Raw genomic sequence first — 22,590 nt, 5'->3', positions numbered from 1 at the left:
ATTATGCTTTCTGCTTTGCTTCCATAAAATCTCTTATCTTTTCGGCGTTTTCACAGCCTGCTTTATAGCCCGTTTCCCAGTAACGCTCAAGCTCGGAAATGTCGCTCTGAAAGCTTTCAAGCTTTTCGGAGGGACGGAAAACAAGGGCTTTTCCACGTTTTTCAAGCTCTTTGCATATCTCAATCTGACGGTTATATATTTTGTGGCGGATAAGGAGTGCCTTTTCCATATTCGGGAATTTTCTTTTGATGACGCCGCTCATAAACACATTTCCTGCGCCGCATTTCTTTACAAAACCCTCGGGCTGGGTGAGGATAATAACTGCTTTATCGCAGCCGTCCTTAAAAGCACGGCTCACGCAGATAGGAGAAGCGAGTCCTCCGTCGTAATATTTATTCCCGTCTATTTCAATAGGCGGGAAATACCCGGGAATGGCACAGGGGGCACGGAGGGTCAGCCATTTATCAGAGTCTGCAAGTCCGTCGAGATATTCGGACTTCCCCGTTTCGGCATTGGTGACGCCTACGAGGAAACGTCCCTTATAGCGGTGATATTCATCATAATCAAAGGGCACGAGCTTATTGGGTATCTCGTCATAAACAAAATCGAGTCCGAAAAGACTGCGGCATTTTTTATAGTTGCCAATGCCCATATAGCGGGGATCGTTCCGGTATTTGCGGAGTATTTCAATATTTCGCCCGAACTGCTTTGAAACGTAGGAGGCGGCGTTGGATATTCCTGCTGACACCCCGACTATGTAGGGAAATTCGATATTTTTTTCAATGAGAGCGTCCATAAAGCCTGCGGAGAACATTCCACGAAAGGTCCCGCCCTCAAGCACAAGTCCTGTCATTTTTTCCGAAAGTCCTTTCTTTTGGGATATACTTATTTTAGCAGATTTTCGGATAATTGTCAAATTATGTTTATTTCAAGTTTCAGAAAAAAAGCTGACTGAAAAAAAATAATTTTTTTTGAAAAAACACTTGACAAACGCAAAAAGATTTGATATAATATAATAGTCATCAGGACAGACTGCTGAAAATATGGAGAAGTCGCCTAGCCCGGTTTATGGCGCACGACTGGAACTCGTGTATGCGTTAATAGCGCATCGAGGGTTCGAATCCCTCCTTCTCCGCCAAATAAAAACGGCTTGAACTTATGGTTTAAGCCGTTTTTATTTTGTTATACAGACTTTTTACCATTTATGCGAAAACAGATAACGAAAATCACCGCCGATCAAAATGGACCGACGGTGATTTTTCTGTATAATGTTAAGTCAAGCTTCCGCTGTATGCATAGCCCAGGTCGGAGGGAACGGTGTTGATGAGCGGTTCGCCGTTCATATAGCGCCCGATATTTTCTTCGCATATATCGGTGATAAGCTTTTCAGTATGAGGCGAATGACCAAAGCTCGGCCCCGAAATATGAGGGGTTATAAGCACATTGTTCATCGTCCACAGGGGAGAATCGGGCGTCAGCGGCTCCTGCTCGAAAACATCGAGAATTGCTCCGAACAGATGACCGCCCGAAAGAGCTTCTGTCAGCGCATCTGTATCAATAAGCGTGCCCCGCCCCACATTCACAAGCAGAGCGTCGCTTTTCATAAGCGCAATACGCCGCTTGTCCAGCAGATGATATGTCAAAGGAGTTTTAGGCAGACAGCCTATAACGATATCTGCAAGTGGAAGCTCACGATCAAGCATATCCATACCGCAAATGCTGTCAAAGCCGTCGGCAGGGCGGATATTTTTCCGTATGCCCACAGTTTCCGCGCCGAAACTTCTGAGCTTTACCGCAGTTTTTGAGCCGATATCTCCGCAGCCGAGTATAAGCGCACGGCTTCCGTAAATAAGCCGCTCGGTGTGGATATCCTCCCAGACGCAGTTCTCCTGATTTTTTCGGTAAGTAAAAAGACCTCTGAAAGCCGCAAGTATCGTTCCGATTATATATTCCGATATGCCGTCTCCGAATGAACCTGTAACATTTGTTATTATCACATTTTCAGGTATGTGCTTTCCATAGGTGTATTTGTCTGCACCCGAGCTTGTTATCTGGAGCCATTTAAGATTGCTGCAAAGCTCCGCCTGCTCTGCGGTAACGTCTCCGATTATAATATCCGCCGATGCAAGACGGCTGCTGTCTATTCCGAAGCAGATATTGCAGCCGTATTTTTCCGCCGCAGTTCTGAGCCTTAAACGAAACGGCTCTGAAAAGGGAGCGGTGACAAGTATATTCATAAGTTAGTCTTCTTTCATAGGATATGGGTCAGGCAGAAGAAGGAGCCCCCTTTTGGCAATTCGCAGGTTACTCAGCGAAACGCTCAAAGTTGGCGGCTCGGTACCGGTAAAACTTCTTTATCGGTACTGCCCTAAACAGCCGCCGCTTTTATTCTCTTTGGCTTCTGCATATGACGGACAATGCAGGAAAGGGCAAAGTTGATGATGAAATAGAACACACAGGCAAATCCGCAGAGAACAAATACGTCCGACACATTCTGTGTGGTAAAACCCGTATATCTTGGCGAGATCTGTATAAGCTGGAAGGTTCGTCCCATAAGCTCCGCAACGGCTATGTTGGCGATATAGGACGTGTCCTTGATAGTTGTGATGACCTGACTGAGGAGCGTGGGAACGATATTCTTGAAGGTCTGCGGCAGAATTATGTAAAACAGGGTCTGAACGAAGTTGAAGCCCTGGGCATATGCCGCTTCAAACTGACCCTTTGGAACAGAGTTAAGACCGCCCCTGACGATCTCCGCAATGACCGACGATGTAAAAAGCACAAGTGCGATGATCGCTTTGAAAAGGACTGCCATTTCGGTTCGTGAAAGCCCGAAATGCTTTGTAAAATCAGCTGAAAATTCAATTGAAGGGAAGAACACAAGACCGATAAACAGCCACAGCATAAGAGGAGTATTTCTGAAAACTTCAATGTAGGCGATAGCCGCAACTTTAAATATCCTTGTTTTCTTTGACAAGCAGTAATTTCTCACCAGCGCCAGTACCGTGCCGATGATTATTCCGAGAACAACTGCAAAAAAAGCTATCCCCACAGTAAATCCAAGACCCTTGAGCAAATAGAGGAACACACTCTTGTCGGTTATCATTTTTATGCTGCCCATTAACTCATCCATTAGTTTTCTCCTCCTTTGCTTTCTTCAATTATCTTGTCAAGCTCGTCATCGGTAACATCATCTGCTTTTTTGCGGACTGTCGCCGTCTGAACATCACGGCTTTTCAGCTTGTTTTCCCACGCCGACGCAAGGGTTGAAAGAGGAAAGCATATCACAAAGAAAATAATGCCGCCGAGGATATATCCCTGACCTGCCGCAGAGCCTGTGCCCTCCCCCACCGCAAAGGCGTTCGTTCTGGAAATAAGGTCAACTGCGCCGCCTGCAAGGAACATACAAGAGGTGTTTTTTATCAGGTTAACCACCTGATTTACCATAGGAGGCAGAATGATCTTTATAGTCTGTGGGAGAATGATATACATCATTGCCGCTGTGTGGGTGAAGCCCTGGGAATATGCCGCCTCAGCCTGTCCCTTAGGTACTGCTTCAATGCCTGCACGGATGACCTCGGAAATATATGCTCCGTGATATATCCCCAGAGCGATTATTCCGCATAAGAGTGCGGAAAATCCTTTGATACCCGAAAATGTTACTGCATAAAAAAGAAACAGCGCCTGAAGCATAAGCGGTGTATTCTGTACCAGCTCCACATAAATGCGTGAAATGACCATCAAAGGCTTTTTACCGCTTGTTGCCATAAGCCCGAACAGTATTCCCACAGCAAGTGCCAGCAAAAGACCCATAGCAGCCATAATAAGCGTTGAAACCGTTCCGTCAATAAACGCTTCTCTGTGCGTCCAGATCAAATTCCATTTATCCGCATCAAACACAGCACATACCTCCGTTAAAAACAAGGGCGGCAACCGTATGTACTGCCGCCCTCATCATACATATTTTGTAACGCTTGATATCAGTTAAGTCCGTATTCCGTGATCAGACCGTCAATGGTTCCGTCAGAAAGCCAGGTCTGGATAAGCTCGTCAATGGGAGCGGAAAGGGGTGAATCCTTCTTGGTGGCAACGCCGTATTCCTGAGGAGAGAATGTGTCCTCGATGTACTGACGGTCATCGCTCTTATAAGTTGCAAGAATGGACTTGTCAACGCAGAATGCATCAACCGTTCCTGCGGTCATAGCATTGGAAATAGCGGGATAATCACCGAACTGCTCAAAGCTTGTGCCGCCCTCGCTGAAGGAAGAGATATCGAAATCAGCGGAGGACTCGGGAATAGTATAGTCGCCGAGGAGACCCTTTTCGCTCATTGCCTTTACAAGCGCATATGCGGAGGTGGAGCCTGTGGAAACGCCGATCTTCTTTCCTACGAGACCGTCAATGTTTGTAATGCCGTCTGCAGTTTCCACCAGAACGGTTACTGCGTCGGTGTAATAAGCAGTTGAGAAATCCCAGCTCTTCTTTCTTTCATCGGTGATAGTAAATGTTGCAAGAACGCAGTCAAGGTCGCCCGAATCAAGAAGCTCTGTTCTTGTGGCAGCGGTTACTGTGGTAAACTCCACGTCCTTATAACCGAGGCTGTCTGCGATCTTCTTAGCAAGCTCGATCTCAAGACCGCTGTACTCGCCTGAGAGAGGATCCTTGTAGCCAAATCCGATAACAGCGTCCTTAACACCTACTTTAAGTATCTTGTCGGAATTATCTTCTCCTTCAGCCGCAGCAGTTTCTTCCGCAGCCGATGTATCGGCAGCAGCAGTATCGGCAGCAGTATCGGCAGAAGTATCAGCCGAGGTCGTCTCAGAAGAACCTGAGGAGCCGGAAGTGCTTCCGCAGGCAGCGAGAGAACTCATCATAAGTCCTGCAGCAACAGCCGCTAATAATTTCTTTAATTTCATTTTAAACACCATACCTTTCCAAATATGAAGATCTGTATGCTCTTTCCTTTTCATACAGATTTATATAATACCGCTTTTGCGGATATTACCTTATTATTTTGCTGAGGAATGCCTTTGTGCGGTCATTCTGAGGGTTTGTAAAGAAATGCTCGGGAGTGCCTTCCTCAAGAATATTTCCGCCGTCAACGAAAATGACACGGTCTGCGACCTCTCTTGCAAATCCCATTTCGTGAGTGACGACCACCATTGTGAAATTCTTTTCGTGGGAAAGCTCGATCATAACATCGAGGACTTCCTGGACCATTTCGGGGTCAAGAGCAGAAGTGGGTTCATCAAAGAAAATAATTCTGTTCTGCATAGTAAGCGCTCTTGCAATGGCGATACGCTGCTGCTGACCGCCCGAAAGAGTAGTGGGGTAAACATTTGCTTTTGACTCAAGACCCACACGCTTCAGATATTTCATTGCCAGCTCTTCGGCTTCCTTGCGGGGCACCTGCTTGAGCTTGACGGGTGCAAGAGTAAGATTGTCGAGCACCGTAAGATGGGGATAAAGATTGAACTGCTGGAACACCATTGAGGAATGTATCCTGTTGATGAAAGCTCTGCGCTTTTTGCTCATCAGATGATTGTGGATATAAACCTTTCCCGATGTAGGTTCTTCGAGATAGTTCATACATCTGATAAGCGTGCTTTTTCCTGAGCCGCTGGGTCCGATGATAACCAGCTTTTCTCCCTCTTTGACGTGAAGATCAATTCCTTTGAGCACTTCGAGTTCACCGAAACTTTTATGAACATCTTCAAGTCTTATCATTATATCATTTCCTTTCAGTTGAAACGGCTCCGGAAACTGCCTGTTGTTTATATAAATCATTATATCAGATTTTATGAGGATGTCAAGCAAAAATGCAATATTTAAAAATAATTCTTGCATAATTACAGAAATTTGCGGTAAGTTCGGTGGGAAATATGTGATATTTTGAATGATATATCCGACAGAAATTTCATATGATGCTGCTGTAAAATACGTTTTTTATACGGCATTCAATAAAAATATGGAAAGTAGCTTTGTGAGAAAGTCAGAAAATGCATAACTCTATAGAGTATCGGAATTAAGATATATGATTTCTGATTATAGAAGGCAGACCGTTTTTGAAAAGGCTGCTTATATATTCTACGGTAGTTGCCTTGTCATATTTTATTCCGCCTCTCATCCACTCGATAATTATCCCGGCAATACCTTCGGTGTAAAACATAACCACAAGTTTTTTATATTCTTCGGGCAGACTTTTTCCCACCGCTTTTTCCGCACCCGAAACTATCATATTTCCTATCTCAAAAAAATCATTGTACAGAAAAATTTTAAGTTCGTCACGTCCTACCGAATCGTAAACGCAGTTTAAAATATGCTGATTTTTTTCAATATAATCCATTGTGAATAAAATTGCATCCTCATAATCTATGAGCAGGTCAAAGCCCTTGACGACCTCAATGGCTTCCTGCTCAAAGGTCCATTTCAGCAGATCTCTCGTGTCTGAAAAATGATAGTAAAAGGTCTTGCGGTTAAGTCCGCAGTCCTCGATGATCTCACTTACAGTTATTTTTGAAAAAGGCTTTGTCTGCATAAATCGCTTCAGCGATTCGGACAGAGCTTTTTTTGTGTACATACTTGTGACCTCGTGTTTCATTCTATCGCCTCCGGATTTATTATACACTTGTCCGTAAAATAATTCAATGGTCAATCCATTTGATTTGAACGTCAATTTGGGACATCTGTCCGTATTTTACACACTATACCGAAATTATCCGTTTTAATTTCCTGACGGATGAAGTATATTTATCTTATCAAATATGAAAGGCGGTAATCTTGATGATATATACGATCGGACGTGAATTTGGCAGCGGAGGACACGAAATAGGGGCAGATGTTGCCCGCTGGCTTGGCATTCCCCTTTATGACAAGGAATTTATCGAAGCGGCGGAAAGTGCAAGCGGATTAAAGTCGGAGATACTTGAACAAGCCGACGAGAAAAAGGAAAACAGCTGGCTTTATACGGTCCATTACAATACGGCGGAGGACTTTCGGGGAATGTCCGCAAACGAGATACTTTTCAGGATACAGAGCAGGCTTGTGCTGGAATATGCTTCGGGGTCGGACTGCGTTATCGTGGGGCGCTGTGCGGATCATATCCTGGACAATGCGGGAATAAAGCATTTAAGCGTATTCATAGCCGCACCGCTTGAAGAACGCATCAAGCGCATATCAAATATAAGAGCGCTTACGAATAAGGAAGCCGCCGCACTTATTTCCTGAACAGACAAACAGCGTAAAAGCTACTATGAATACTATACGGGAAGGAGCTGGGGAAAGCCCTGCGGCTATGATATATGTTTTAACAGCGCTTCCTTCGGCATAGAGAGAACTGCTGAGATCATCGCAAATTTCAGGGGAATGATGAAATGAAAATTTACAAATACAGCGTCACGCTTGACACACAGCTTGGCGTAAAATGCGGGACCTTAACAAGATACGCCGAATACAACAGAGGCTCCGAAAGCGGATATATCGAGATACTCGGAGGAAAAAATCCGTACCTGGCAAAAATCGAGCCGACCGGGAAATGCAGTATCAGCGGAACGCTGAAAACCATTGTCAGCAAATATAATTTCCGGGGAGACGGATACATTTATCCCGACAAGCTGGAGATAACTCTTTTCGACGGAAAAACACGCCTGCTGATGAAAGGCGTTATAAAGGAGGTCATTTCCGAGAATGAAAAAGTTTTATAAAAAAGTAATTTCCCACCCTGTTTTAATGACCGTGATATTCGTGCTGCTGACAGCATTCTTTGCCCTGTGCAAGCCGCTTATCCCGGTAAATTACGATATGAACGACTATCTTCCCGACGACAGCCGCTCCACAGTTTCTCTTGATGTTATGGAGCAGGAATTTGACGGCGGCATACCCAACGCAAGAGTAATGTTAATGGACGTTACTGTTCCGCAGGCGCTTGATTACAAGGAAAAGATATCGGGTGTGGACGGTGTGGACGATGTAATGTGGCTTGACGATTCCTGTGACATCACACAGCCTATTGAAACTATGGACGCAGATACTGTGGAAACCTACTATAAAGACGGGAACGCTCTTTTGACCGTGACCATATCCGAGGAGAAAAATCAGTCTGCGGTGAATGAGATACGGGATATTATCGGCGATAAAAACTCCCTGACAGGCTCTGCTGTATCAACGGCGGTGGCAACCGAAAGCACCGTAAGCGAAATTTCACTCATAACTCTTATAGCAGTTATTTTTGTAATTATCGTGCTGCTCCTTACCACAAATTCCTGGATAGAGCCTGTTGTTATAATGGCGGGGCTTGGCGTTTCGCTTATGATAAACGCAGGCAGCAATATTATTTTCGGAGAGATAAGCTTTGTTACCAACGCCGCAGGAATGGTGCTCCAGCTTGCGGTTTCTCTGGACTATTCCGTATTCCTGCTGCACCGCTTCGAGGAAAGCAGAAAGGAATTTACCGACCCCAAAGAAGCAATGGCTGACGCTCTCACCAAATCCACCGGTTCTATTTTGTCAAGCGGACTTACTACGGTAATAGGATTTCTTGCCCTGGGACTTATGCGCTTCAAGATAGGTCCCGACCTGGGATTTGCACTTGCAAAGGGCGTTGCAATAAGCCTTATCTGCGTGTTTGTATTTATGCCCTGCCTGACAATGCTTACATACAAGCTTCTTGACAAGACACGTCACCGTCCTCTTGTTCCGAAATTTGACAAATTCGGCAAAGCTGTAAGCAAAATTATGATCCCTATGGCAATAGTTTTCGCCATAATAATTGCGCCCGTTTATCTTGCTTCAAACGCCAACGATTTTTATTACGGCTCATCACACATTTTCGGCACAGATACCCGTCTCGGTGCAGATACGGCGAAGATAGAGGCGGTCTTCGGAAAGCAGGATACTTATGTGGTACTTGTTCCGAACGGCAGCCGTCAGACGGAAAAGGCGCTGTCCGACGAGCTTCAGACTCTTCCTCAGATCAAGGATATAATTTCCTACGTTGATACGGTAGGCGCAGAGATACCCGAGCAGTATCTTGACAGCGAAACCTATTCAATGCTATGCTCCGAAAATTACAGCAGAATGGTGTTAAGCGCCGACGCATATTACGAGGGCAGCGAGACCTTTGCGCTTATCGAAAATATCCGTGATATATGTGAAAAATATTATGCAGGCGATTATTATCTTGCAGGTGAGGGCGTAAGCACATACGACCTTATGGACACGGTAACAAAGGATATGGTAAAGGTAAATCTTATTGCCATAGGCGCTGTATTTATCGTCCTGCTTCTGACTATGAGATTCCTTTCGCTTCCCGTTATACTTGTGCTTGCAATTGAAACGGCGATATGGCTCAATCTTTCTCTGCCGTATTTCAAGGACAGCAGCGTGTTCTACATCGCATACCTGATAATAAGCTCCGTTCAGCTTGGCGCAACGGTGGACTATGCGATACTTATGACGGACAGATATCTTGAATTCCGCCGCAGTATGCCTAAAAAGGAAGCTGTGCCGAAAACAATTTCCACGGTTTCCGTTTCGATACTCACCTCGGGCAGCGTGCTCACGGTCGTGGGACTGCTTCTCGGCAATCTTTCCACTCACGGACTTCTCGCCCAGCTTGGAATGTTTGTGGGAGTTGGAGCAATATTCTCCCTTGTGATAGTATTTTTTGTTCTTCCGGGACTCTTGTACATATTTGACGGAGCGATACGCAGAACAACATTAAAAGCAAATTTTGTACCAAATAAGTAAGGAGAAATTCAGATGAAAAATTCATATAAAATTATTTCGAAAATACTTGCGCTGAGCCTTGTATCAGCTTCTGCAATGCCTGTTTTTGCAGCCGAAAAGGAAGAGGTCATCTATGTAATGTCGGGAGCAGATGGAAGCGTGAACAGCGTTTATGCGGTGAACAGTTTCGACGGAGGGGACATAACCGATTACGGTGAATATACCGATGTTAAGCTGCTGAACATTGACGAGAATATCACACAAAATGGCGATGAGATAAGCTTTTCATCACCCGAAAACGGCAGGGTGTATTATCAGGGCACGCTGAAAAATGCCGAGATACCCTGGAATATCTCCATAAAATTTTTCCTTGACGGTGAGGAGCTTTCCGCAGAAGAAATTGCCGGCAAAAGCGGCGCTCTCGAAATAAGGATAAGCATTTCCGAAAACGAAAAATGCAGCTCGGAACATTATGAAAACTACGCTTTGCAATGCTCCTTTACCCTTGATACGGAGCTTTGCAGAAATATTACAGCAGATGGAGCGACCATTGCAAACGTTGGCGGCAAAAAGCAGATAACCTACACCGTTCTGCCCGATAAGGGGCTTGAAAGGTCTGTATTTGCCGATGTAACGGATTTTGAAATGGCGGAAGGCTCCATAAACGGCATAAAAATGAATCTGGACATCGACATTGACGATGATGAGATAAACGATAAAATAAATGAGCTTACAGACGGCGCCAAAGAGCTTGACGACGGTGCAAGGGAGCTTTATGACGGTACTGCGGAGCTTAACGACGGCGTTTCCGACCTGAACGAGGGAATACAAAAGCTTCGTGACGGTATTGCCGAGGCACAGGACGGACTTTCCGAGTTAAACGAAAAGTCCTCGGAGCTTGTGGACGGTTCTGCGGAAGTAAAAAATGCGCTTATTAAAATTCAGACCTCTCTTTCGGCGGTATCATCAGACACAGACGAACTGGTGCAGCTTGTTTCCGCTTCGGCGCAGATAAGAACGGGAATTGACGAGCTTTACGGCGGAATTGTCAAGCTTAGTAAAAGCCTTGATCACGAAAGCTACAAGGCGGCAATGAACGCAAACGGTCTTGACATAGATGCCCTGAAAGCAGGGAACGAGCAGGCGATCTCACAGCTTACTGCACAGATAACCGAGCTTAAAACTCAGCTTGCAAAAATAGAAAAGGTACCTCAGTATGCCGAGGAAGCAGAAAAGCTGAAAGCGCAGACCGAACAGCTTGAAAGCACTCTTACCCTGCTTATGGGCAGCAATGCGGCTCTGGGCGGTACGGAAACCTATCTGAACAGCGTTTCGCAGGCTTCTGCACAGCTTGAAGCGGGCGCAAAGGAGTTAAAAGCAAAATATGCGGAATTTGACAAGGCGATAAACGGTCTTTATGTTTCATTTTCGGAAATGCTTTTGAATATGTCCGAGCTTTCAGACGGAATAAACACTCTTGTTTCCGAATATAAAAAGCTCGACGACGGTATCGGAGAATACACGGATGGCGTTAAAAAGCTTGCCGACGGTTTTGCTGAAATTTCCGACGGTGCAAAGGAGCTTACCGATGGCGGAGCCGACCTTGCAGACGGCGCAAAGGAGCTTATGGACGGTGCGGCTGAAATGCAGGACGGCACTTCCGAACTCCGCTCCGAAACAGATAAAATAGACGACACCTTCGGCGGCAATCTGAGCGGTATGCTTGATTCGATGTCAAGTGATGATTATGAAGTGAAGTCCTTTAAATTTAAAAGACGTGCCCTTCTGCCTTACCGATGAGGATATTAAATGGGTGGAGGATACCATCGCAGGTATGAGCGACGAAGAAAAGATAGGACAGCTTTTTTTCGGCATCTCCGCTTCCTGTGACGAGAAATATCTGAGAGAGCTTACATCAAAGTATCATATCGGAGGCTGCCGCTATAATCCTGCGACGGGAGCGGTCATAAGAAAGCACAATGAGGTTTTGCAGCGCTCTTCAAAGATTCCCCTGTTCATCGCCTGCAATACCGAATCGGGCGGAAACGGTGCCTGCGCTGACGGCACCTACATCGGCTCGGGAATAAAGGTCGGGGCTACAGGCGAAAAGAAATATGCTTATCATCTGGGAAAGATGTCCAATGAAGAAGCTGCCGCCATCGGGTGCAATATAGCTTTTGCGCCTGTATGCGATATTGCGTATAACTGGCAGAACACGGAAATTATTTCCCGTGCTTTCGGAAGCGACCCCGATATGACTGCCCGAATGAGCGCAGAATATCTTAAAGGCGCTCATACCATTGACGGCTTTGCCTGTGCAGCAAAACATTTTCCCGGAAACGGTCTGGATTTCCGTGACGCACACCTGTCAAACAACGTCAACAGCTTTTCTTTACGCAAGTGGAATGCGACCTACGGAAAAGTCTACAAGACGCTGTTTAAGAACGGGCTTGAAGCAGTTATGGCAGGTCATATTATGCTGCCCGAATATATCAAGGCTGCAAAACCCAATGTAAAGGACGAGGATATGCTGCCCGCAACCCTCAGCCGTGAAGTGATAACAGGGCTTCTCAGGGAGCGTTTAGGATTTAACGGTCTTGTCATCACCGACGCTTCTCATATGGTGGGAATGACCTGCCGTATGAAGCGCTGTGAAATGCTGCCGAAAGCCATCAACGCAGGCTGCGATATGCTTCTTTTCTTTAACGACGCAGACGAGGATTTTGAGGTTATGTTAAATGCTTACCGTGACGGCATAATTTCGGAGACCCGCATAAACGAGGCACTTACCCGTATTTTAGCTCTGAAAGCCCATATGGGTCTTAACAAAAAGCCGAAAGAGCAGCTTGTTCCGACGGAGGAGAAAATGTCCGCCGTTCTCGGAAAGAAAGAATATCTCAAAGTGCAGAAGGAAATAAGCGAAAAGGGTATCACACTTGTAAAATACAAGGACAAAGACGTACTGCCCGTTACTCCCGGGCGTTACAAGCGCATAATGCTTGTTCACGTAAAGGGTGCGGAAAACGGTATGACTGCGCTGATGAAGGCAGTCGGTATGAGCGGCGGAAGTCCTGTGGAGCTGTTAAAAGAAAAGCTTACGGAAAAAGGCTTTGAGGTATTTGTTTACGAAAATCCTCTTGATAAAATGCTGCAGCAGGCACGATCGGGAGAAAAGCCCGAGCTGAATGAATTTTTCGCAGGGAAAACCGCTGTGGCGGATCTAACATCGAAAATGGACCTTGTTATCACGGTGTGCGATGTGCAGTCGGGCAGACCAAGCTTCGGATTATCCAAAGGCGGCGGAGAGATACCCTGGTATGTGTTCGAGGTGCCTGTGATAGTCGTTGGCTGCGAGTCCCCTACTATGCTTGCGGATATTCCTCAGGCACGGACGTATATCAACACCTACGACTCAAAAGAAGCCACCATTGACGCTTTGGTGGACAAGCTGATGAAAGGTCCCTCCTCATTTTACGGCAAAGGCCCTATAGACAGCTTCTGCGGCTTAGCTGACGCACGGCTGTAAACGAAAGGATATGAGAAAATGAATGAAGTACAAAAGCCAAAGAAACCTCTGATATATTATTACTTTACAGCCGTACATAAAAAACTGCATTATGGGAGAGTTGAAGGCAAGAAGCCTTTCGCCCTTGGCAAAGTCGTTATAGATACGTGCGGATATTTCCTTGAATTTGGCTGTTTCGTACTCCTCACGGTCAAAGGATTTTACAACACGTATTCCCCGTACATTCTCCTGCACAACGTTGTTAAGCTCGTCGTACGTCCGGAACACTCTGCCGAAAATGGGATTGACTTTTTTTATTATAAGCAGAAGCAGGGCGGTCATAACAGGAATTACAGCAAGGAATATCAAGGCAATGGCGCTGTTTATCCTGAAGGTAACTATCATAGAAAAAATCAGCATTACAGGTCCTCTTATTGCCATACGGATAAGCATCTGATAAGCGTTCTGAATGTTAGTAACGTCGGTGGTCAGGCGGGTCACGATAGAAGCCGTGGAGAATTTGTCGATATTTGAAAAGGAAAAGGTCTGTACGTTGTCGAACATATCCTGTCTCAGATTTGCCGAGAAGCCCACAGATGTCCGTGCAGACACGTGAGCGGCAAGGACTCCCGTAAGAAGCTGAAACAGGGCGCAGGCAAGAAGAATTATGCCGTATTTCCATACTGCATTCATATTTCCTGCGTCAACTCCGCAGTCGATGACCTTTGCCATACAAAGGGGAATAAGTATCTCGAAAGCTGCTTCCAGTACCGACAGAAAAATGGTTGCCAAGGAGCCTTTCTTATATTCACGAAGGCTCCCCATCAGCGTTTTTATCATTTGAATTACCTCCTTACAATTTATGTAGCACGCTACACTTTTGGCTTTTAATAAACAGCTCAATGAGCTGTTTATCAAATATTATTGTAAATAGTATTCAGCATTCGCCGCAGATCTTCAAGGTCCTTATCGGAAAGACCAGCTGTTATCCTGCGTTCTGTTTTCTGCGCTTCAGCACACATAGTGTTTTTAGCTTCAACAGCTTTATCAGTTTCACGTACGATCTTGATGCGGCGGTCTGTTTCGTCCATACAACAGGTGAGAAATCCGTTTTTTTCAAGCCGTGTAACAATTCCCACAACTGTCGGGTGAGAGACCTGCATATGATCCTCGATCTCTTTCTGAGTGGTTTGTCCTCCCTGCGAGTGAACAAATTCCATAACAATGGTCTGGGAAAATGTCAGGCCGCTTTCTTTAAGAGAAGCGTCGGCTGCCGCTTTCAGCTTGTCGTTTACCCTTTTTATCAGCGGTCCTATGTCCTTATCTGTCATAATTCACCCCCTGCGGTCCAATTGTGTAGCACGCTACAATTATACCATATCAGTTTCAGAATGTCAAGGGAAAATAATATGATTTTTAAATTAGTCAGGCTGCAAATAATAATGTTTTTACCTCATTCTCGCTGAAAACTGCATAAGGATCATCATAACAGCCGGAACAAATAAGGTGATCTGCGCCTTGATTTTACGCAGAATTCATCAAAAATTATATTTTGATATTTATTCATTAAAAATGTATTGTATTTGTAAAGTTTTGTGATATAATAATAGTCGATGTTTTGCTTTAAAGCTTTTATTCTTTAAAGCAGGATATTCGGTAATTGGAATTATTTAAGGAGAGATTTTTATGAAGATGAAAAAAATCACAGCAGTAATTGCAGCTGCGGCTATGATGATGTCCGTATCCGCCTGCGGCAGTTCGACCGAAACAACAGGAACAGAGAAGGATACATACAATGTAGGCGTTGTTCAGCTCGTTCAGCACGACGCTCTTGACGCAGCGACCCAGGGCTTTGTTGATACACTTACCGAAAAGCTGGGCGATAAGGTAACATTCGATATCCAGAACGCTAACGGTGAAAGTACAAACTGTACAACAATTGCAACAGGCTTTGTAGCTTCAAATGTTGACCTTATTATGGCAAATGCTACAGGCGCTCTCCAGGCTTCTGCTGCAGCAACAAGCAATATCCCTATCCTCGGCACATCTGTGACCGATTATGCTACTGCGCTTGAGATAGACAACTGGACAGGCACAACAGGCAGAAATATTTCCGGTACATCTGACCTTGCTCCTATCGACCAGCAGGAAAAAATGCTTGTTGAACTTTTCCCGGAAGTAAAGCAGGTCGGTATCATTTACTGCTCCGCAGAGCCTAACTCCAAATATCAGGCTACACTTTTCGGTGAGGCTCTTTCTGCTGACGGTGTTGCATACAAGGAATACAGCGCAGCAGATACCAATGAGATAAGCACCGTAGTTTCCACAGCAATTTCCGAATGTGATGTGCTTTATATCCCTACAGACAACACAATGGCTTCTTCAACAGAGACTATCAAGAATATCGTTGTTCCTGCAGGTATCCCCGTTATTGCAGGTGAGGAAGGCATCTGCTCCGGCTGCGGCGTTGCAACACTTTCCATCAGCTACTATGACATCGGCTGCAAGACAGGCGAAATGGCTTACGATATCCTTGTGAACGGTGCAGATCCCGCTTCTATGGAGATCGAATTTGCTCCCAACGTTACAAAGAAATACAATTCTGAAATATGCACTCAGCTTGGCGTCACACCTCCCGAGGGTTATGAGCCTATCGGCTGATAAAACAAAGAAATATATAATTTCCGGACGGAAACGTCCTTGAGCAGCAACGGGGTACAGAAAAGATCTGTTCCCCGCTTCTGCGTATATTATGGATCAAAGACTGTACCGCACTTAATAAAAACGGAGGTCAATATGGAAGTATTATTAAACAAGATCACAACATTCGGAAACGCTCTTCCGGGTGACATTACTCAGGGACTTATATGGGGAATACTTGCGATCGGCGTGTTCATTACATATAAGATACTGGATTTTGCCGATCTGACAGTAGACGGCTCTCTCGGTCTCGGAGGAGTTGTAGCGGTGGTGCTTATTACAAACGGAGTGCCTGTGCCGCTGGCAATATTCATAGCTTTTCTTGCAGGCTGCTGTGCAGGACTTGCTACAGCAATTTTCAATACGGTCCTCGGTATCCCGGGGATACTGGCAGGAATACTCACTCAGCTGGCGCTTTACTCCATATATCTTGATATCAACGGAAAGGCAAATGCGCCTATAAGCGTTGACAAATATCCGCTGGTCATATCTTCAAGATATGTTACGGCAGGCAACGATATTGCCGATATTATCCGCACAGTCGGAGTTGCGCTTGCGTTCGTAGCAGTTATAATTGCGGTGCTTTACTGGTTCTTCGGCACAGAATACGGTATGTCCATAAGAGCCACAGGCTGCAACAGCGCAATGTCCAAGGCTGAAGGTATCAACACGAAGGCTACAACTATAGTTACCCTCGTTTTATCCAACGGCTTGGTAGGACTTTCGGGAGCTATCCTTGCTCAGTATCAGGGCTTTGCCGACGTTAATATGGGACGTGGAGCCATCGTTATCGGACTTGCGGCTGTAATAATCGGAATGGTTCTCGGAGAGGTCATTTTCAAAAAGCACTTTAATTTTGTTGCAAAGCTTGCATTTACCGTTATGGGCGCTGTAATATATTTCATAGTTCTCAGAGTAGTAATTCTTATCGGTCTTTCCACCGACAACACAAAGCTGTTCTCTGCACTTATTGTCGCAGTATTCCTTGCTGTGCCCTATCTGAGATCGCAGTATGCGGTATCGTTTGTGAGAGCAGGCAAAAAATCAGCAGAGTATCTTGCAAGGTCGGGCGCAGGAAAGGGGGATAACTGATATGCTGGAGCTTCATAATGTAAGAAAGATATTCAACAGAGGTTCGATAAACGAAAAATCCGTACTTAACGGCATTGACCTTATCCTCGAGGAAGGAGATTACGTTACAGTTATCGGAGGAAACGGTGCAGGAAAGTCCACAACTCTGAACGCTATTGCAGGCGTATGGCCCATTGACGATGGCGCTGTTATCATAAACGGACAGAACGTTACCGGTCTTTCGGAGCATAAGCGTGCAAAGTATATAGGACGTGTTTTTCAGGATCCTCAGTTAGGTTCGGCTCCCGCAATGGAGATACAGGAAAACCTTGCTCTTGCCGCACGCAGAGGAGGAAGCCGTGGTCTGCGCTGGGGAATAACCAAGCGTGAACGTGAAGAATATCGTGAAAAGCTGAGATCCTTTGATCTTGGACTTGAAAACAGACTGTCGGATAAGGTGGGACTGCTTTCGGGCGGTCAGCGTCAGGCGCTTACATTGCTTATGGCGACCCTGAAAAAGCCTGAGATACTTCTGCTTGACGAGCATACTGCCGCTCTTGACCCGAAGACCGCCGCAAAAGTGCTGGAGCTTACCGATAAGATAATTGCTGAACACAACCTTACAACACTGATGATAACTCATAATATGAATGACGCTATCAAGCACGGAAACCGTCTTATAATGATGAATGACGGCAAGATCATCTTTGATGTAAAGGGCGAGGAAAAGTCAAAGCTTACAGTTAACGATCTGCTTAAAAAATTCGAGCAGGCGAGCGGAACGAAGCTTAACAACGACAGAATGCTTCTTGCAGGCGCAGAGACCCAATCAGACTGATAAAAAGTAAAATGAAACAAAGGCTGTTAGTATCATATGCACAGATATGACCCTAACAGCCTTTTTATATTATCAATTTGAAAATGCCAAGCAATTATAGACTTTTTTATACTGACATACTGAATAGATATGATAAAATAAAAATATAAAAAAAGTTCAGCAAGGAAAATTTTTACATTCAGATAATTATGCGTACATAATCCTACTGTAAATGTATGGTATTCTTAATGTATATTCAGATAAGGGAGCGTATGTGTATGCAGGGACCGGAAGAATTCTGCCGCAAAATTGATCTGAAGCTCAGACGGAGCATTATTTCCACCCTCGCTGTGATTTTTGCAGCGGCGTCCTGCGCTGCGGTGCTTATGTACATATTTGCACCTATTGACGATTTTATGGTGAATACCTTCAGAGACGGGAGCTCCAACACGGGAAACAGCGGAGATTTTTTAATGGCTATGGCGCAATCCGACGACAACGGCGGATTTACCGTGATAAATTCAGAGGTTTCCGATGGCGTTTTTACCGCAGTCATATACGGCGAAAACAAAAGTGAAGCCGATCTGACCCTGACTCCCGGGGATTTCAGTTTTTATGCAACAGATATCGTGAACGGAAGCAAGCCGCATTTATGCAGAACAAATATGGTTGAAAATGTGGTAATTCCCGCAGGTTCATCGGCAGAGTTTTCTATCTCAGCAGATGTTTCCGAAGGGTTTACATATGAGTACAGCAAGGCTTCGGTCATCATTTCTGCGGGAAATAGCGGAGAAAAATACGGACTGATGCTCAACTAAATTGTTGAATGTGCACTTATATTTGAGTTTGAGCGCTGATTTGTTGTGCTAAAGTAACAAAAATCAATTTTATTGCAAAAAGCGCTTGACTTTTTATGATAAGTAGTGTATAATAAATAAGTCGCTTGAAGCTGTGAGCTTCAAGGCTGAATATGGCGGTATAGCTCAGCTGGCTAGAGCACTTGGTTCATACCCAGGGGGTCGTAGGTTCAAGTCCCACTGCCGCTACCACTTAAAAGCTGTCGATTTTCGACAGCTTTATATGGCCCGTTGGTCAAGAGGTTAAGACGACGCCCTTTCACGGCGTAATCATGGGTTCAATTCCCGTACGGGTCACCAGTTCACTCGCTCGCAAACAACGCAGGTACGTTGTTTGCGAGTTTTCTTTTTGTCTGAAAATTGGGCTTGGGACTTATATGGGACTTATCCTATCTTCTTGTAACTTTCCGTATCATTTGTGTGATGCGGATTTTTTGTTTCGGGATTGTCTTTCGCCGTAAAGCTGAGAGCATTTGCAACAGCGTCACAGGCTTTTATCTGATTTTCACGGAACATATGACTATACAAATTTAAAGTCGTTGAAACTTGAGAATGCCCTAAAATACCCGAAACTGTGGTAGGGTCAATGCCTGCGCCAATCAGCAGACTTGTATGAAGATGCCTGAACTGATGAATACCATAAAACGGAAAATCATTCCTCTCGCAGAATTCCTTTAACCAACCATAGGGAGTCTGGGGATTCATGGGCTGACCGTCATACTTTACGAAAAGCCTGTCCGTATCATGCCACTTGCTGCCCAGCTTTATGCGCTCCTCGTCCTGTTCCTCCTTATAGAGTAAGAGCACATCAATGACTTCCATGGGAACCTTCACAAATCTCACCGAGCTTTCTGTCTTAGTGGTGTCGGTGTAAATGCCATTAGTCTTGGTGTAGTTGGACGTCCGCTGAATGTGGATAACTCCCGTCTGAAAATCAATGTCCTTCCACTCCAGACCCAGCATTTCTCCCCTGCGCATACCACTGTAAATATCAAGAGTAAAAAATGCACGGTATTTAAGCGGAGCAGTTTTGAGAAGATTGAAAAACTCCTCGGTTTCTTCAATGGTGAGAATCTTGCGTTCCTTCTTGCTGCCTTTGGGAATTGTCACACGCCTGCAGGGGTTGTCGCTGAGCATATCCATCTTAATCGCATAGTCGATTATTGTTGATATGAATGACAGGTAATGGATCATTGTTTTTCTGGATAAAGGCTTGCCTGTGTGCTCGTTCACGCCGTCTTTTGCAAGGCTGTTGATGAACTTCTGAATTTCACGAGTAGTCAGCTTGTCAAGACGAATATGACCGATGGCGGCATAAACACGCTTCGTAAGCTGCCGCTGCCTTGTGTATGTAGTGCTTTTCAGATTCAGCTTGCCATAATCCTCAAACCATTCCTCGGCAAAAGCTTCAAACTTTATTGCCGAAACGATCTGACCGTGCTTGCATTCCTCCTCGAACAGAATTGCCTGACGCTGTAATTCCTTTTCGATCTGCTTTTCTGTCATTTTGGGGTCGGGAGTCCAGGTCATTTTCTGCGTGACCTGCTGTCCGTTTGCTTTGTATCCGCAGGATACCTTGATGCGATATGAATCGCCTCGTTTTTCTATTGATGCCATAGGGCAAACCTCCTTGTATGTTTGACCGTTGGCATATTTCTGCAATATTTATTTTATCACTTTACCAACAGAAAGTCAAGACTGTTTTTGCAGAAATATGCCCACGGATAATTTTTCTCAGTTAATGCTGTGATTTAAGATAATCAAAAAGTGCTGCTTTGCTGATAAGTATCTTGCCACGCTTGCCCTTACCAGTTCGGATATACGGTATCTTCTCCTGTGCCACAAGCTGACGAATCGTATGCTCCGATAAGCCTGTTACAGCTTCTGCACACTCCTTGATAGTCAGCATCTCAACGGGAGCTGCGGCAGAAATCGCTACAGGTTCATTATTCTTATCGTCCCCGCTTTCAACAAGCTGTGACAGTAACGACACGATCTGCGCAATAATTTCAGTTTTGTTTTTCTCCATAAGTTTTCTCCATTTCTCTCAGAGCAACACATTGGGTCTGAGCTTCTTTATTTCTTTTTCAAATTTCTTGCTTATATTCAAAAATCTGTTTTTCAGATTGTTTATTTCATGCAGATATTCGGATTTTTCTGTTTCTGCAATTTTTCTTATCTGTTCAAGTGAATCCCCGCAATAGTAAAACGCTCTTGTGATTTTTCTCAGCTCGTACAAATCATACCTTTTCAGATTTCCCTGAACAGCAATTTTGCGTATGAACCTACCTTCGGGCATTTTCAGATATGCAGCTTTTCTGCTGACAGCATCATATTCGCTTTTAGAAAATCTCACATGACGCACTATATTTCTGCTCATGGATTTTCTCCTTCCCCGACAATTTCAGGAATCGGAATACAGAACTTTTCTGTGTAACTTTCAAGAAAGTCAAGCTGCTTATTCAGTGCAGAGATATCATTTTCACTGATTTTTCTGTGCGTATTTATCTTCTTGGCAATAGCATTCAGCTCGTTACACACCATTCTGAAACCAATCAAATCGTCATGCAGTGACAAAATGTCATACTTGAGAATATTGCCGTTCACAGCCATGCGGCGTATGTATTCGCAGACGCTAACATTGAGTTTTTCTGCTTTTCTTCTGAGAATATCATCTTCCTTCTCGCTTAATCTGATATGTTTTTCTATATTTCTTATAGCCATAAATTTTGCTGCTCCTTTCATAAATCAGGGGGCTGGGGATATGCCTCAGAAACGATTTTGTGGGATACAAAATCTACGCTTGCTATCTTCCTGCCCCGCCCTTTCATGCAACAGAGTTGCATACCCCCTTTCAACACGTTGCAAGCTACCTCTTTCCAAGACCGAAAATACCCTTGTTGCCCTTTGCCGCTGTAAGAGCTTCTTCCTGTTCCGCACATCTCTGCTTAAACTCAGCTATTTCCGATTTCAGCCTGTCGCACAGTTCTCTTAATGATGATATTTCACGTTCCAGATCTGAAATGCGGCTGTCCTTTTCATCAAGCAATGCCGTAATATCAGATATACGATTTTCCAGATCGCTTATGCGCTTGTCCTTTTCCTGAGATAAATGAAAATACTTGCTTGAATCGGATCTAAAGCTCTCCGCAGCAGCCTTTTCTTTCTGAATCTGACTTTCAAGTGTGGAAGCTCGTTTCTGTAAATCTTCATTATACGAAACAAGTGAAATATTCTGAACACGCAGTTTGTCGTTTTCTTCGCAGACAATGTTATACTTGTCCGCAGAAACATGCTTCGGTTTCAGAAACTCGACTGCATAGTCATCAAGCAACTTAACTTCATTGCTATTTTTAGAAATGTGGTCTTTCAGCTCTTTATCGTGCCTGCGGATTGCAGCATAAACAGCCTGATGCGATACATGATACATTTTACAAAATTCATTTATAGTCACAGCCTTCCTCCTTTCGATACTTTTTATATGTTCGGTACTTTTATTCCGGTATCATATCGGTACATTTCATATACTTTTTCTTTTCTCAGATGCTTATGTACCAGAATGATACCGGAATAGTATCCGTTTTCGATACCAAACAAGTACAGATGCAGTACATTTCCCGCATCTGTACCTCAAAAATACAGCTTTGGTACTTAATCTTCGGTACCGATATTCAATTTGGTACTGAATGTACTCATAAATGATGAATCTATTGAATTTATGATTTCTTCCTTATCAGGATTGAGTATAGAGTTTTCGTTCTTCACTTTTTCATCTATGGTAACCTCTAAAAACCCTGGTATTTAAACAAGCGGAATTATATGAGGAAAATTTTCCGTGTCAAAAGCCGAAACAGCCTCTATTTGACCACAAAATCCCCTCTATTATTGCCCTTTTTCCTCAAAAGGGCGCAGTT

22 protein-coding genes, 3 tRNA genes and 1 pseudogene are annotated in these 22,590 nt (G+C 44.5%); 12 read left to right on the top strand and 14 right to left on the bottom strand.

Annotated elements, in window-relative coordinates:
* Window position 1: 1 nt before the first annotated feature.
* Window positions 2-853 (bottom strand): patatin-like phospholipase family protein, encoded by an 852-nt coding sequence (locus ACR0QN_RS03405; RefSeq protein WP_432649791.1) that lies wholly within the window; start codon window positions 851-853, stop codon window positions 2-4.
* 192 nt (window positions 854-1,045) lie between these two features.
* Between ACR0QN_RS03405 and ACR0QN_RS03400 the strand changes: the two genes are divergently transcribed.
* Window positions 1,046-1,138, top strand: a tRNA-Ser gene (locus ACR0QN_RS03400).
* Window positions 1,139-1,271: 133 nt separating this feature from the next.
* Here the strand turns inward: ACR0QN_RS03400 and ACR0QN_RS03395 are convergent.
* The 6 genes from ACR0QN_RS03395 to ACR0QN_RS03370 all read right to left on the bottom strand — a co-directional run bounded on the left by ACR0QN_RS03395 (window position 1,272) and on the right by ACR0QN_RS03370 (window position 6,580).
* On the bottom strand, window positions 1,272-2,237 hold the full coding sequence (locus ACR0QN_RS03395; protein WP_432649790.1) for a D-2-hydroxyacid dehydrogenase: 966 nt from the start codon (window positions 2,235-2,237) through the stop codon (window positions 1,272-1,274).
* A 131-nt stretch (window positions 2,238-2,368) separates the two neighbouring features.
* A complete protein-coding gene (locus ACR0QN_RS03390; protein WP_432649789.1) occupies window positions 2,369-3,133 on the bottom strand; it encodes an amino acid ABC transporter permease in 765 nt (254 codons plus the stop codon).
* Window positions 3,133-3,900 (bottom strand): amino acid ABC transporter permease, encoded by a 768-nt coding sequence (locus ACR0QN_RS03385; RefSeq protein WP_432649788.1) that lies wholly within the window; start codon window positions 3,898-3,900, stop codon window positions 3,133-3,135. Before ACR0QN_RS03385 ends, ACR0QN_RS03390 begins: the two co-directional genes overlap by 1 nt.
* An 80-nt stretch (window positions 3,901-3,980) precedes the next feature.
* Window positions 3,981-4,916 carry a transporter substrate-binding domain-containing protein gene (locus ACR0QN_RS03380; protein WP_432649787.1) on the bottom strand — a complete coding sequence of 312 codons (936 nt, stop codon included), beginning with the start codon at window positions 4,914-4,916 and terminating at the stop codon, window positions 3,981-3,983.
* An 85-nt stretch (window positions 4,917-5,001) separates the two neighbouring features.
* Window positions 5,002-5,727 carry an amino acid ABC transporter ATP-binding protein gene (locus tag ACR0QN_RS03375; protein WP_432649786.1) on the bottom strand — a complete coding sequence of 242 codons (726 nt, stop codon included), beginning with the start codon at window positions 5,725-5,727 and terminating at the stop codon, window positions 5,002-5,004.
* 298 nt (window positions 5,728-6,025) lie between these two features.
* On the bottom strand, window positions 6,026-6,580 hold the full coding sequence (locus tag ACR0QN_RS03370; RefSeq protein ID WP_432649785.1) for a TetR/AcrR family transcriptional regulator C-terminal domain-containing protein: 555 nt from the start codon (window positions 6,578-6,580) through the stop codon (window positions 6,026-6,028).
* Window positions 6,581-6,783: 203 nt separating this feature from the next.
* Between ACR0QN_RS03370 and ACR0QN_RS03365 the strand changes: the two are divergent.
* The 5 genes and pseudogenes from ACR0QN_RS03365 to ACR0QN_RS03345 all read left to right on the top strand — a co-directional run bounded on the left by ACR0QN_RS03365 (window position 6,784) and on the right by ACR0QN_RS03345 (window position 13,252).
* Window positions 6,784-7,377 (top strand): annotated as a pseudogene (locus ACR0QN_RS03365) (AAA family ATPase).
* On the top strand, window positions 7,374-7,703 hold the full coding sequence (locus ACR0QN_RS03360) for a hypothetical protein (protein ID WP_432649784.1): 330 nt from the start codon (window positions 7,374-7,376) through the stop codon (window positions 7,701-7,703). Before ACR0QN_RS03365 ends, ACR0QN_RS03360 begins: the two are co-directional and overlap by 4 nt.
* Window positions 7,687-9,747 (top strand): efflux RND transporter permease subunit, encoded by a 2,061-nt coding sequence (locus ACR0QN_RS03355; RefSeq protein ID WP_432649783.1) that lies wholly within the window; start codon window positions 7,687-7,689, stop codon window positions 9,745-9,747. Before ACR0QN_RS03360 ends, ACR0QN_RS03355 begins: the two co-directional genes overlap by 17 nt.
* 12 nt (window positions 9,748-9,759) lie before the next feature.
* Window positions 9,760-11,526: a hypothetical protein gene (locus ACR0QN_RS03350; protein ID WP_432649782.1), complete on the top strand. Its 1,767-nt coding sequence runs from the start codon at window positions 9,760-9,762 to the stop codon at window positions 11,524-11,526.
* Window positions 11,504-13,252 (top strand): glycoside hydrolase family 3 protein, encoded by a 1,749-nt coding sequence (locus ACR0QN_RS03345; protein WP_432649781.1) that lies wholly within the window; start codon window positions 11,504-11,506, stop codon window positions 13,250-13,252. Before ACR0QN_RS03350 ends, ACR0QN_RS03345 begins: the two co-directional genes overlap by 23 nt.
* On the opposite strand, the gene ACR0QN_RS03340 is transcribed toward ACR0QN_RS03345, so the two are convergent.
* Together ACR0QN_RS03340 and ACR0QN_RS03335 are read right to left on the bottom strand one after the other, a co-directional pair.
* On the bottom strand, window positions 13,232-14,071 hold the full coding sequence (locus ACR0QN_RS03340) for an ABC transporter permease (RefSeq protein WP_432649780.1): 840 nt from the start codon (window positions 14,069-14,071) through the stop codon (window positions 13,232-13,234). The two genes, ACR0QN_RS03345 and ACR0QN_RS03340, sit on opposite strands and share 21 nt — an antisense overlap.
* A gap of 74 nt (window positions 14,072-14,145) precedes the next feature.
* Window positions 14,146-14,562 (bottom strand): MarR family winged helix-turn-helix transcriptional regulator, encoded by a 417-nt coding sequence (locus ACR0QN_RS03335; RefSeq protein WP_432649779.1) that lies wholly within the window; start codon window positions 14,560-14,562, stop codon window positions 14,146-14,148.
* 355 nt (window positions 14,563-14,917) lie between these two features.
* Between ACR0QN_RS03335 and ACR0QN_RS03330 the strand changes: the two genes are divergently transcribed.
* From ACR0QN_RS03330 to ACR0QN_RS03305, 6 genes are all read left to right on the top strand, one after another.
* Window positions 14,918-15,892 (top strand): ABC transporter substrate-binding protein, encoded by a 975-nt coding sequence (locus ACR0QN_RS03330; protein WP_432649778.1) that lies wholly within the window; start codon window positions 14,918-14,920, stop codon window positions 15,890-15,892.
* A gap of 135 nt (window positions 15,893-16,027) precedes the next feature.
* Window positions 16,028-17,023 carry an ABC transporter permease gene (locus ACR0QN_RS03325; protein ID WP_432649777.1) on the top strand — a complete coding sequence of 332 codons (996 nt, stop codon included), beginning with the start codon at window positions 16,028-16,030 and terminating at the stop codon, window positions 17,021-17,023.
* A gap of 1 nt (window position 17,024) precedes the next feature.
* Window positions 17,025-17,840 carry an ABC transporter ATP-binding protein gene (locus ACR0QN_RS03320; protein WP_432649776.1) on the top strand — a complete coding sequence of 272 codons (816 nt, stop codon included), beginning with the start codon at window positions 17,025-17,027 and terminating at the stop codon, window positions 17,838-17,840.
* Window positions 17,841-18,097: 257 nt separating this feature from the next.
* Window positions 18,098-18,637, top strand: a complete 540-nt coding sequence (locus ACR0QN_RS03315; protein ID WP_432649775.1) for a hypothetical protein — start codon at window positions 18,098-18,100, stop codon at window positions 18,635-18,637.
* Window positions 18,638-18,791: 154 nt separating this feature from the next.
* Window positions 18,792-18,868 (top strand) — tRNA-Met (locus tag ACR0QN_RS03310).
* 33 nt (window positions 18,869-18,901) lie between these two features.
* Window positions 18,902-18,976, top strand: a tRNA-Glu gene (locus tag ACR0QN_RS03305).
* Between the two features lie 84 nt (window positions 18,977-19,060).
* Here ACR0QN_RS03305 and ACR0QN_RS03300 read toward each other — a convergent pair.
* The 5 genes from ACR0QN_RS03300 to ACR0QN_RS03280 form a co-directional block, all read right to left on the bottom strand.
* On the bottom strand, window positions 19,061-20,293 hold the full coding sequence (locus ACR0QN_RS03300) for a site-specific integrase (protein WP_432649774.1): 1,233 nt from the start codon (window positions 20,291-20,293) through the stop codon (window positions 19,061-19,063).
* Between the two features lie 121 nt (window positions 20,294-20,414).
* The gene (locus tag ACR0QN_RS03295; RefSeq protein WP_432649773.1) at window positions 20,415-20,705 is read right to left on the bottom strand and encodes a helix-turn-helix domain-containing protein; all 291 of its coding nucleotides are present in this window, start codon (window positions 20,703-20,705) and stop codon (window positions 20,415-20,417) included.
* Between the two features lie 18 nt (window positions 20,706-20,723).
* Window positions 20,724-21,056 (bottom strand): plasmid mobilization protein, encoded by a 333-nt coding sequence (locus ACR0QN_RS03290; RefSeq protein ID WP_432649772.1) that lies wholly within the window; start codon window positions 21,054-21,056, stop codon window positions 20,724-20,726.
* On the bottom strand, window positions 21,053-21,400 hold the full coding sequence (locus ACR0QN_RS03285; protein ID WP_432649771.1) for a plasmid mobilization protein: 348 nt from the start codon (window positions 21,398-21,400) through the stop codon (window positions 21,053-21,055). Before ACR0QN_RS03285 ends, ACR0QN_RS03290 begins: the two co-directional genes overlap by 4 nt.
* 145 nt (window positions 21,401-21,545) lie before the next feature.
* Window positions 21,546-22,106 carry a hypothetical protein gene (locus tag ACR0QN_RS03280; RefSeq protein WP_432649770.1) on the bottom strand — a complete coding sequence of 187 codons (561 nt, stop codon included), beginning with the start codon at window positions 22,104-22,106 and terminating at the stop codon, window positions 21,546-21,548.
* Between the last annotated feature and the right edge of the window lie 484 nt (window positions 22,107-22,590).

It is taken from the genome of Huintestinicola sp. (assembly GCF_050874005.1).
Classification (GTDB): Bacteria; Bacillota; Clostridia; order Oscillospirales; family Ruminococcaceae; genus Huintestinicola.
This window is presented reverse-complemented; position numbering and strand designations above follow the sequence as displayed.

Bases quoted from the DNA above. Each gene is read 5' to 3' on its own strand.
- ACR0QN_RS03405 (WP_432649791.1), bottom strand. From the start codon at position 853: ATGACAGGACTTGTGCTTGAGGGCGGGACCTTTCGTGGAATGTTCTCC.
- ACR0QN_RS03395 (WP_432649790.1), bottom strand. From the start codon at position 2,237: ATGAATATACTTGTCACCGCTCCCTTTTCAGAGCCGTTTCGTTTAAGG.
- ACR0QN_RS03390 (WP_432649789.1), bottom strand. From the start codon at position 3,133: ATGGATGAGTTAATGGGCAGCATAAAAATGATAACCGACAAGAGTGTG.
- ACR0QN_RS03380 (WP_432649787.1), bottom strand. From the start codon at position 4,916: ATGAAATTAAAGAAATTATTAGCGGCTGTTGCTGCAGGACTTATGATG.
- ACR0QN_RS03375 (WP_432649786.1), bottom strand. From the start codon at position 5,727: ATGATAAGACTTGAAGATGTTCATAAAAGTTTCGGTGAACTCGAAGTG.
- ACR0QN_RS03370 (WP_432649785.1), bottom strand. From the start codon at position 6,580: ATGTACACAAAAAAAGCTCTGTCCGAATCGCTGAAGCGATTTATGCAG.
- ACR0QN_RS03360 (WP_432649784.1), top strand. From the start codon at position 7,374: ATGAAAATTTACAAATACAGCGTCACGCTTGACACACAGCTTGGCGTA.
- ACR0QN_RS03355 (WP_432649783.1), top strand. From the start codon at position 7,687: ATGAAAAAGTTTTATAAAAAAGTAATTTCCCACCCTGTTTTAATGACC.
- ACR0QN_RS03350 (WP_432649782.1), top strand. From the start codon at position 9,760: ATGAAAAATTCATATAAAATTATTTCGAAAATACTTGCGCTGAGCCTT.
- ACR0QN_RS03340 (WP_432649780.1), bottom strand. From the start codon at position 14,071: ATGATAAAAACGCTGATGGGGAGCCTTCGTGAATATAAGAAAGGCTCC.
- ACR0QN_RS03335 (WP_432649779.1), bottom strand. From the start codon at position 14,562: ATGACAGATAAGGACATAGGACCGCTGATAAAAAGGGTAAACGACAAG.
- ACR0QN_RS03330 (WP_432649778.1), top strand. From the start codon at position 14,918: ATGAAGATGAAAAAAATCACAGCAGTAATTGCAGCTGCGGCTATGATG.
- ACR0QN_RS03325 (WP_432649777.1), top strand. From the start codon at position 16,028: ATGGAAGTATTATTAAACAAGATCACAACATTCGGAAACGCTCTTCCG.
- ACR0QN_RS03320 (WP_432649776.1), top strand. From the start codon at position 17,025: ATGCTGGAGCTTCATAATGTAAGAAAGATATTCAACAGAGGTTCGATA.
- ACR0QN_RS03315 (WP_432649775.1), top strand. From the start codon at position 18,098: ATGCAGGGACCGGAAGAATTCTGCCGCAAAATTGATCTGAAGCTCAGA.
- ACR0QN_RS03300 (WP_432649774.1), bottom strand. From the start codon at position 20,293: ATGGCATCAATAGAAAAACGAGGCGATTCATATCGCATCAAGGTATCC.
- ACR0QN_RS03295 (WP_432649773.1), bottom strand. From the start codon at position 20,705: ATGGAGAAAAACAAAACTGAAATTATTGCGCAGATCGTGTCGTTACTG.
- ACR0QN_RS03290 (WP_432649772.1), bottom strand. From the start codon at position 21,056: ATGAGCAGAAATATAGTGCGTCATGTGAGATTTTCTAAAAGCGAATAT.
- ACR0QN_RS03285 (WP_432649771.1), bottom strand. From the start codon at position 21,400: ATGGCTATAAGAAATATAGAAAAACATATCAGATTAAGCGAGAAGGAA.
- ACR0QN_RS03280 (WP_432649770.1), bottom strand. From the start codon at position 22,106: ATGTATCATGTATCGCATCAGGCTGTTTATGCTGCAATCCGCAGGCAC.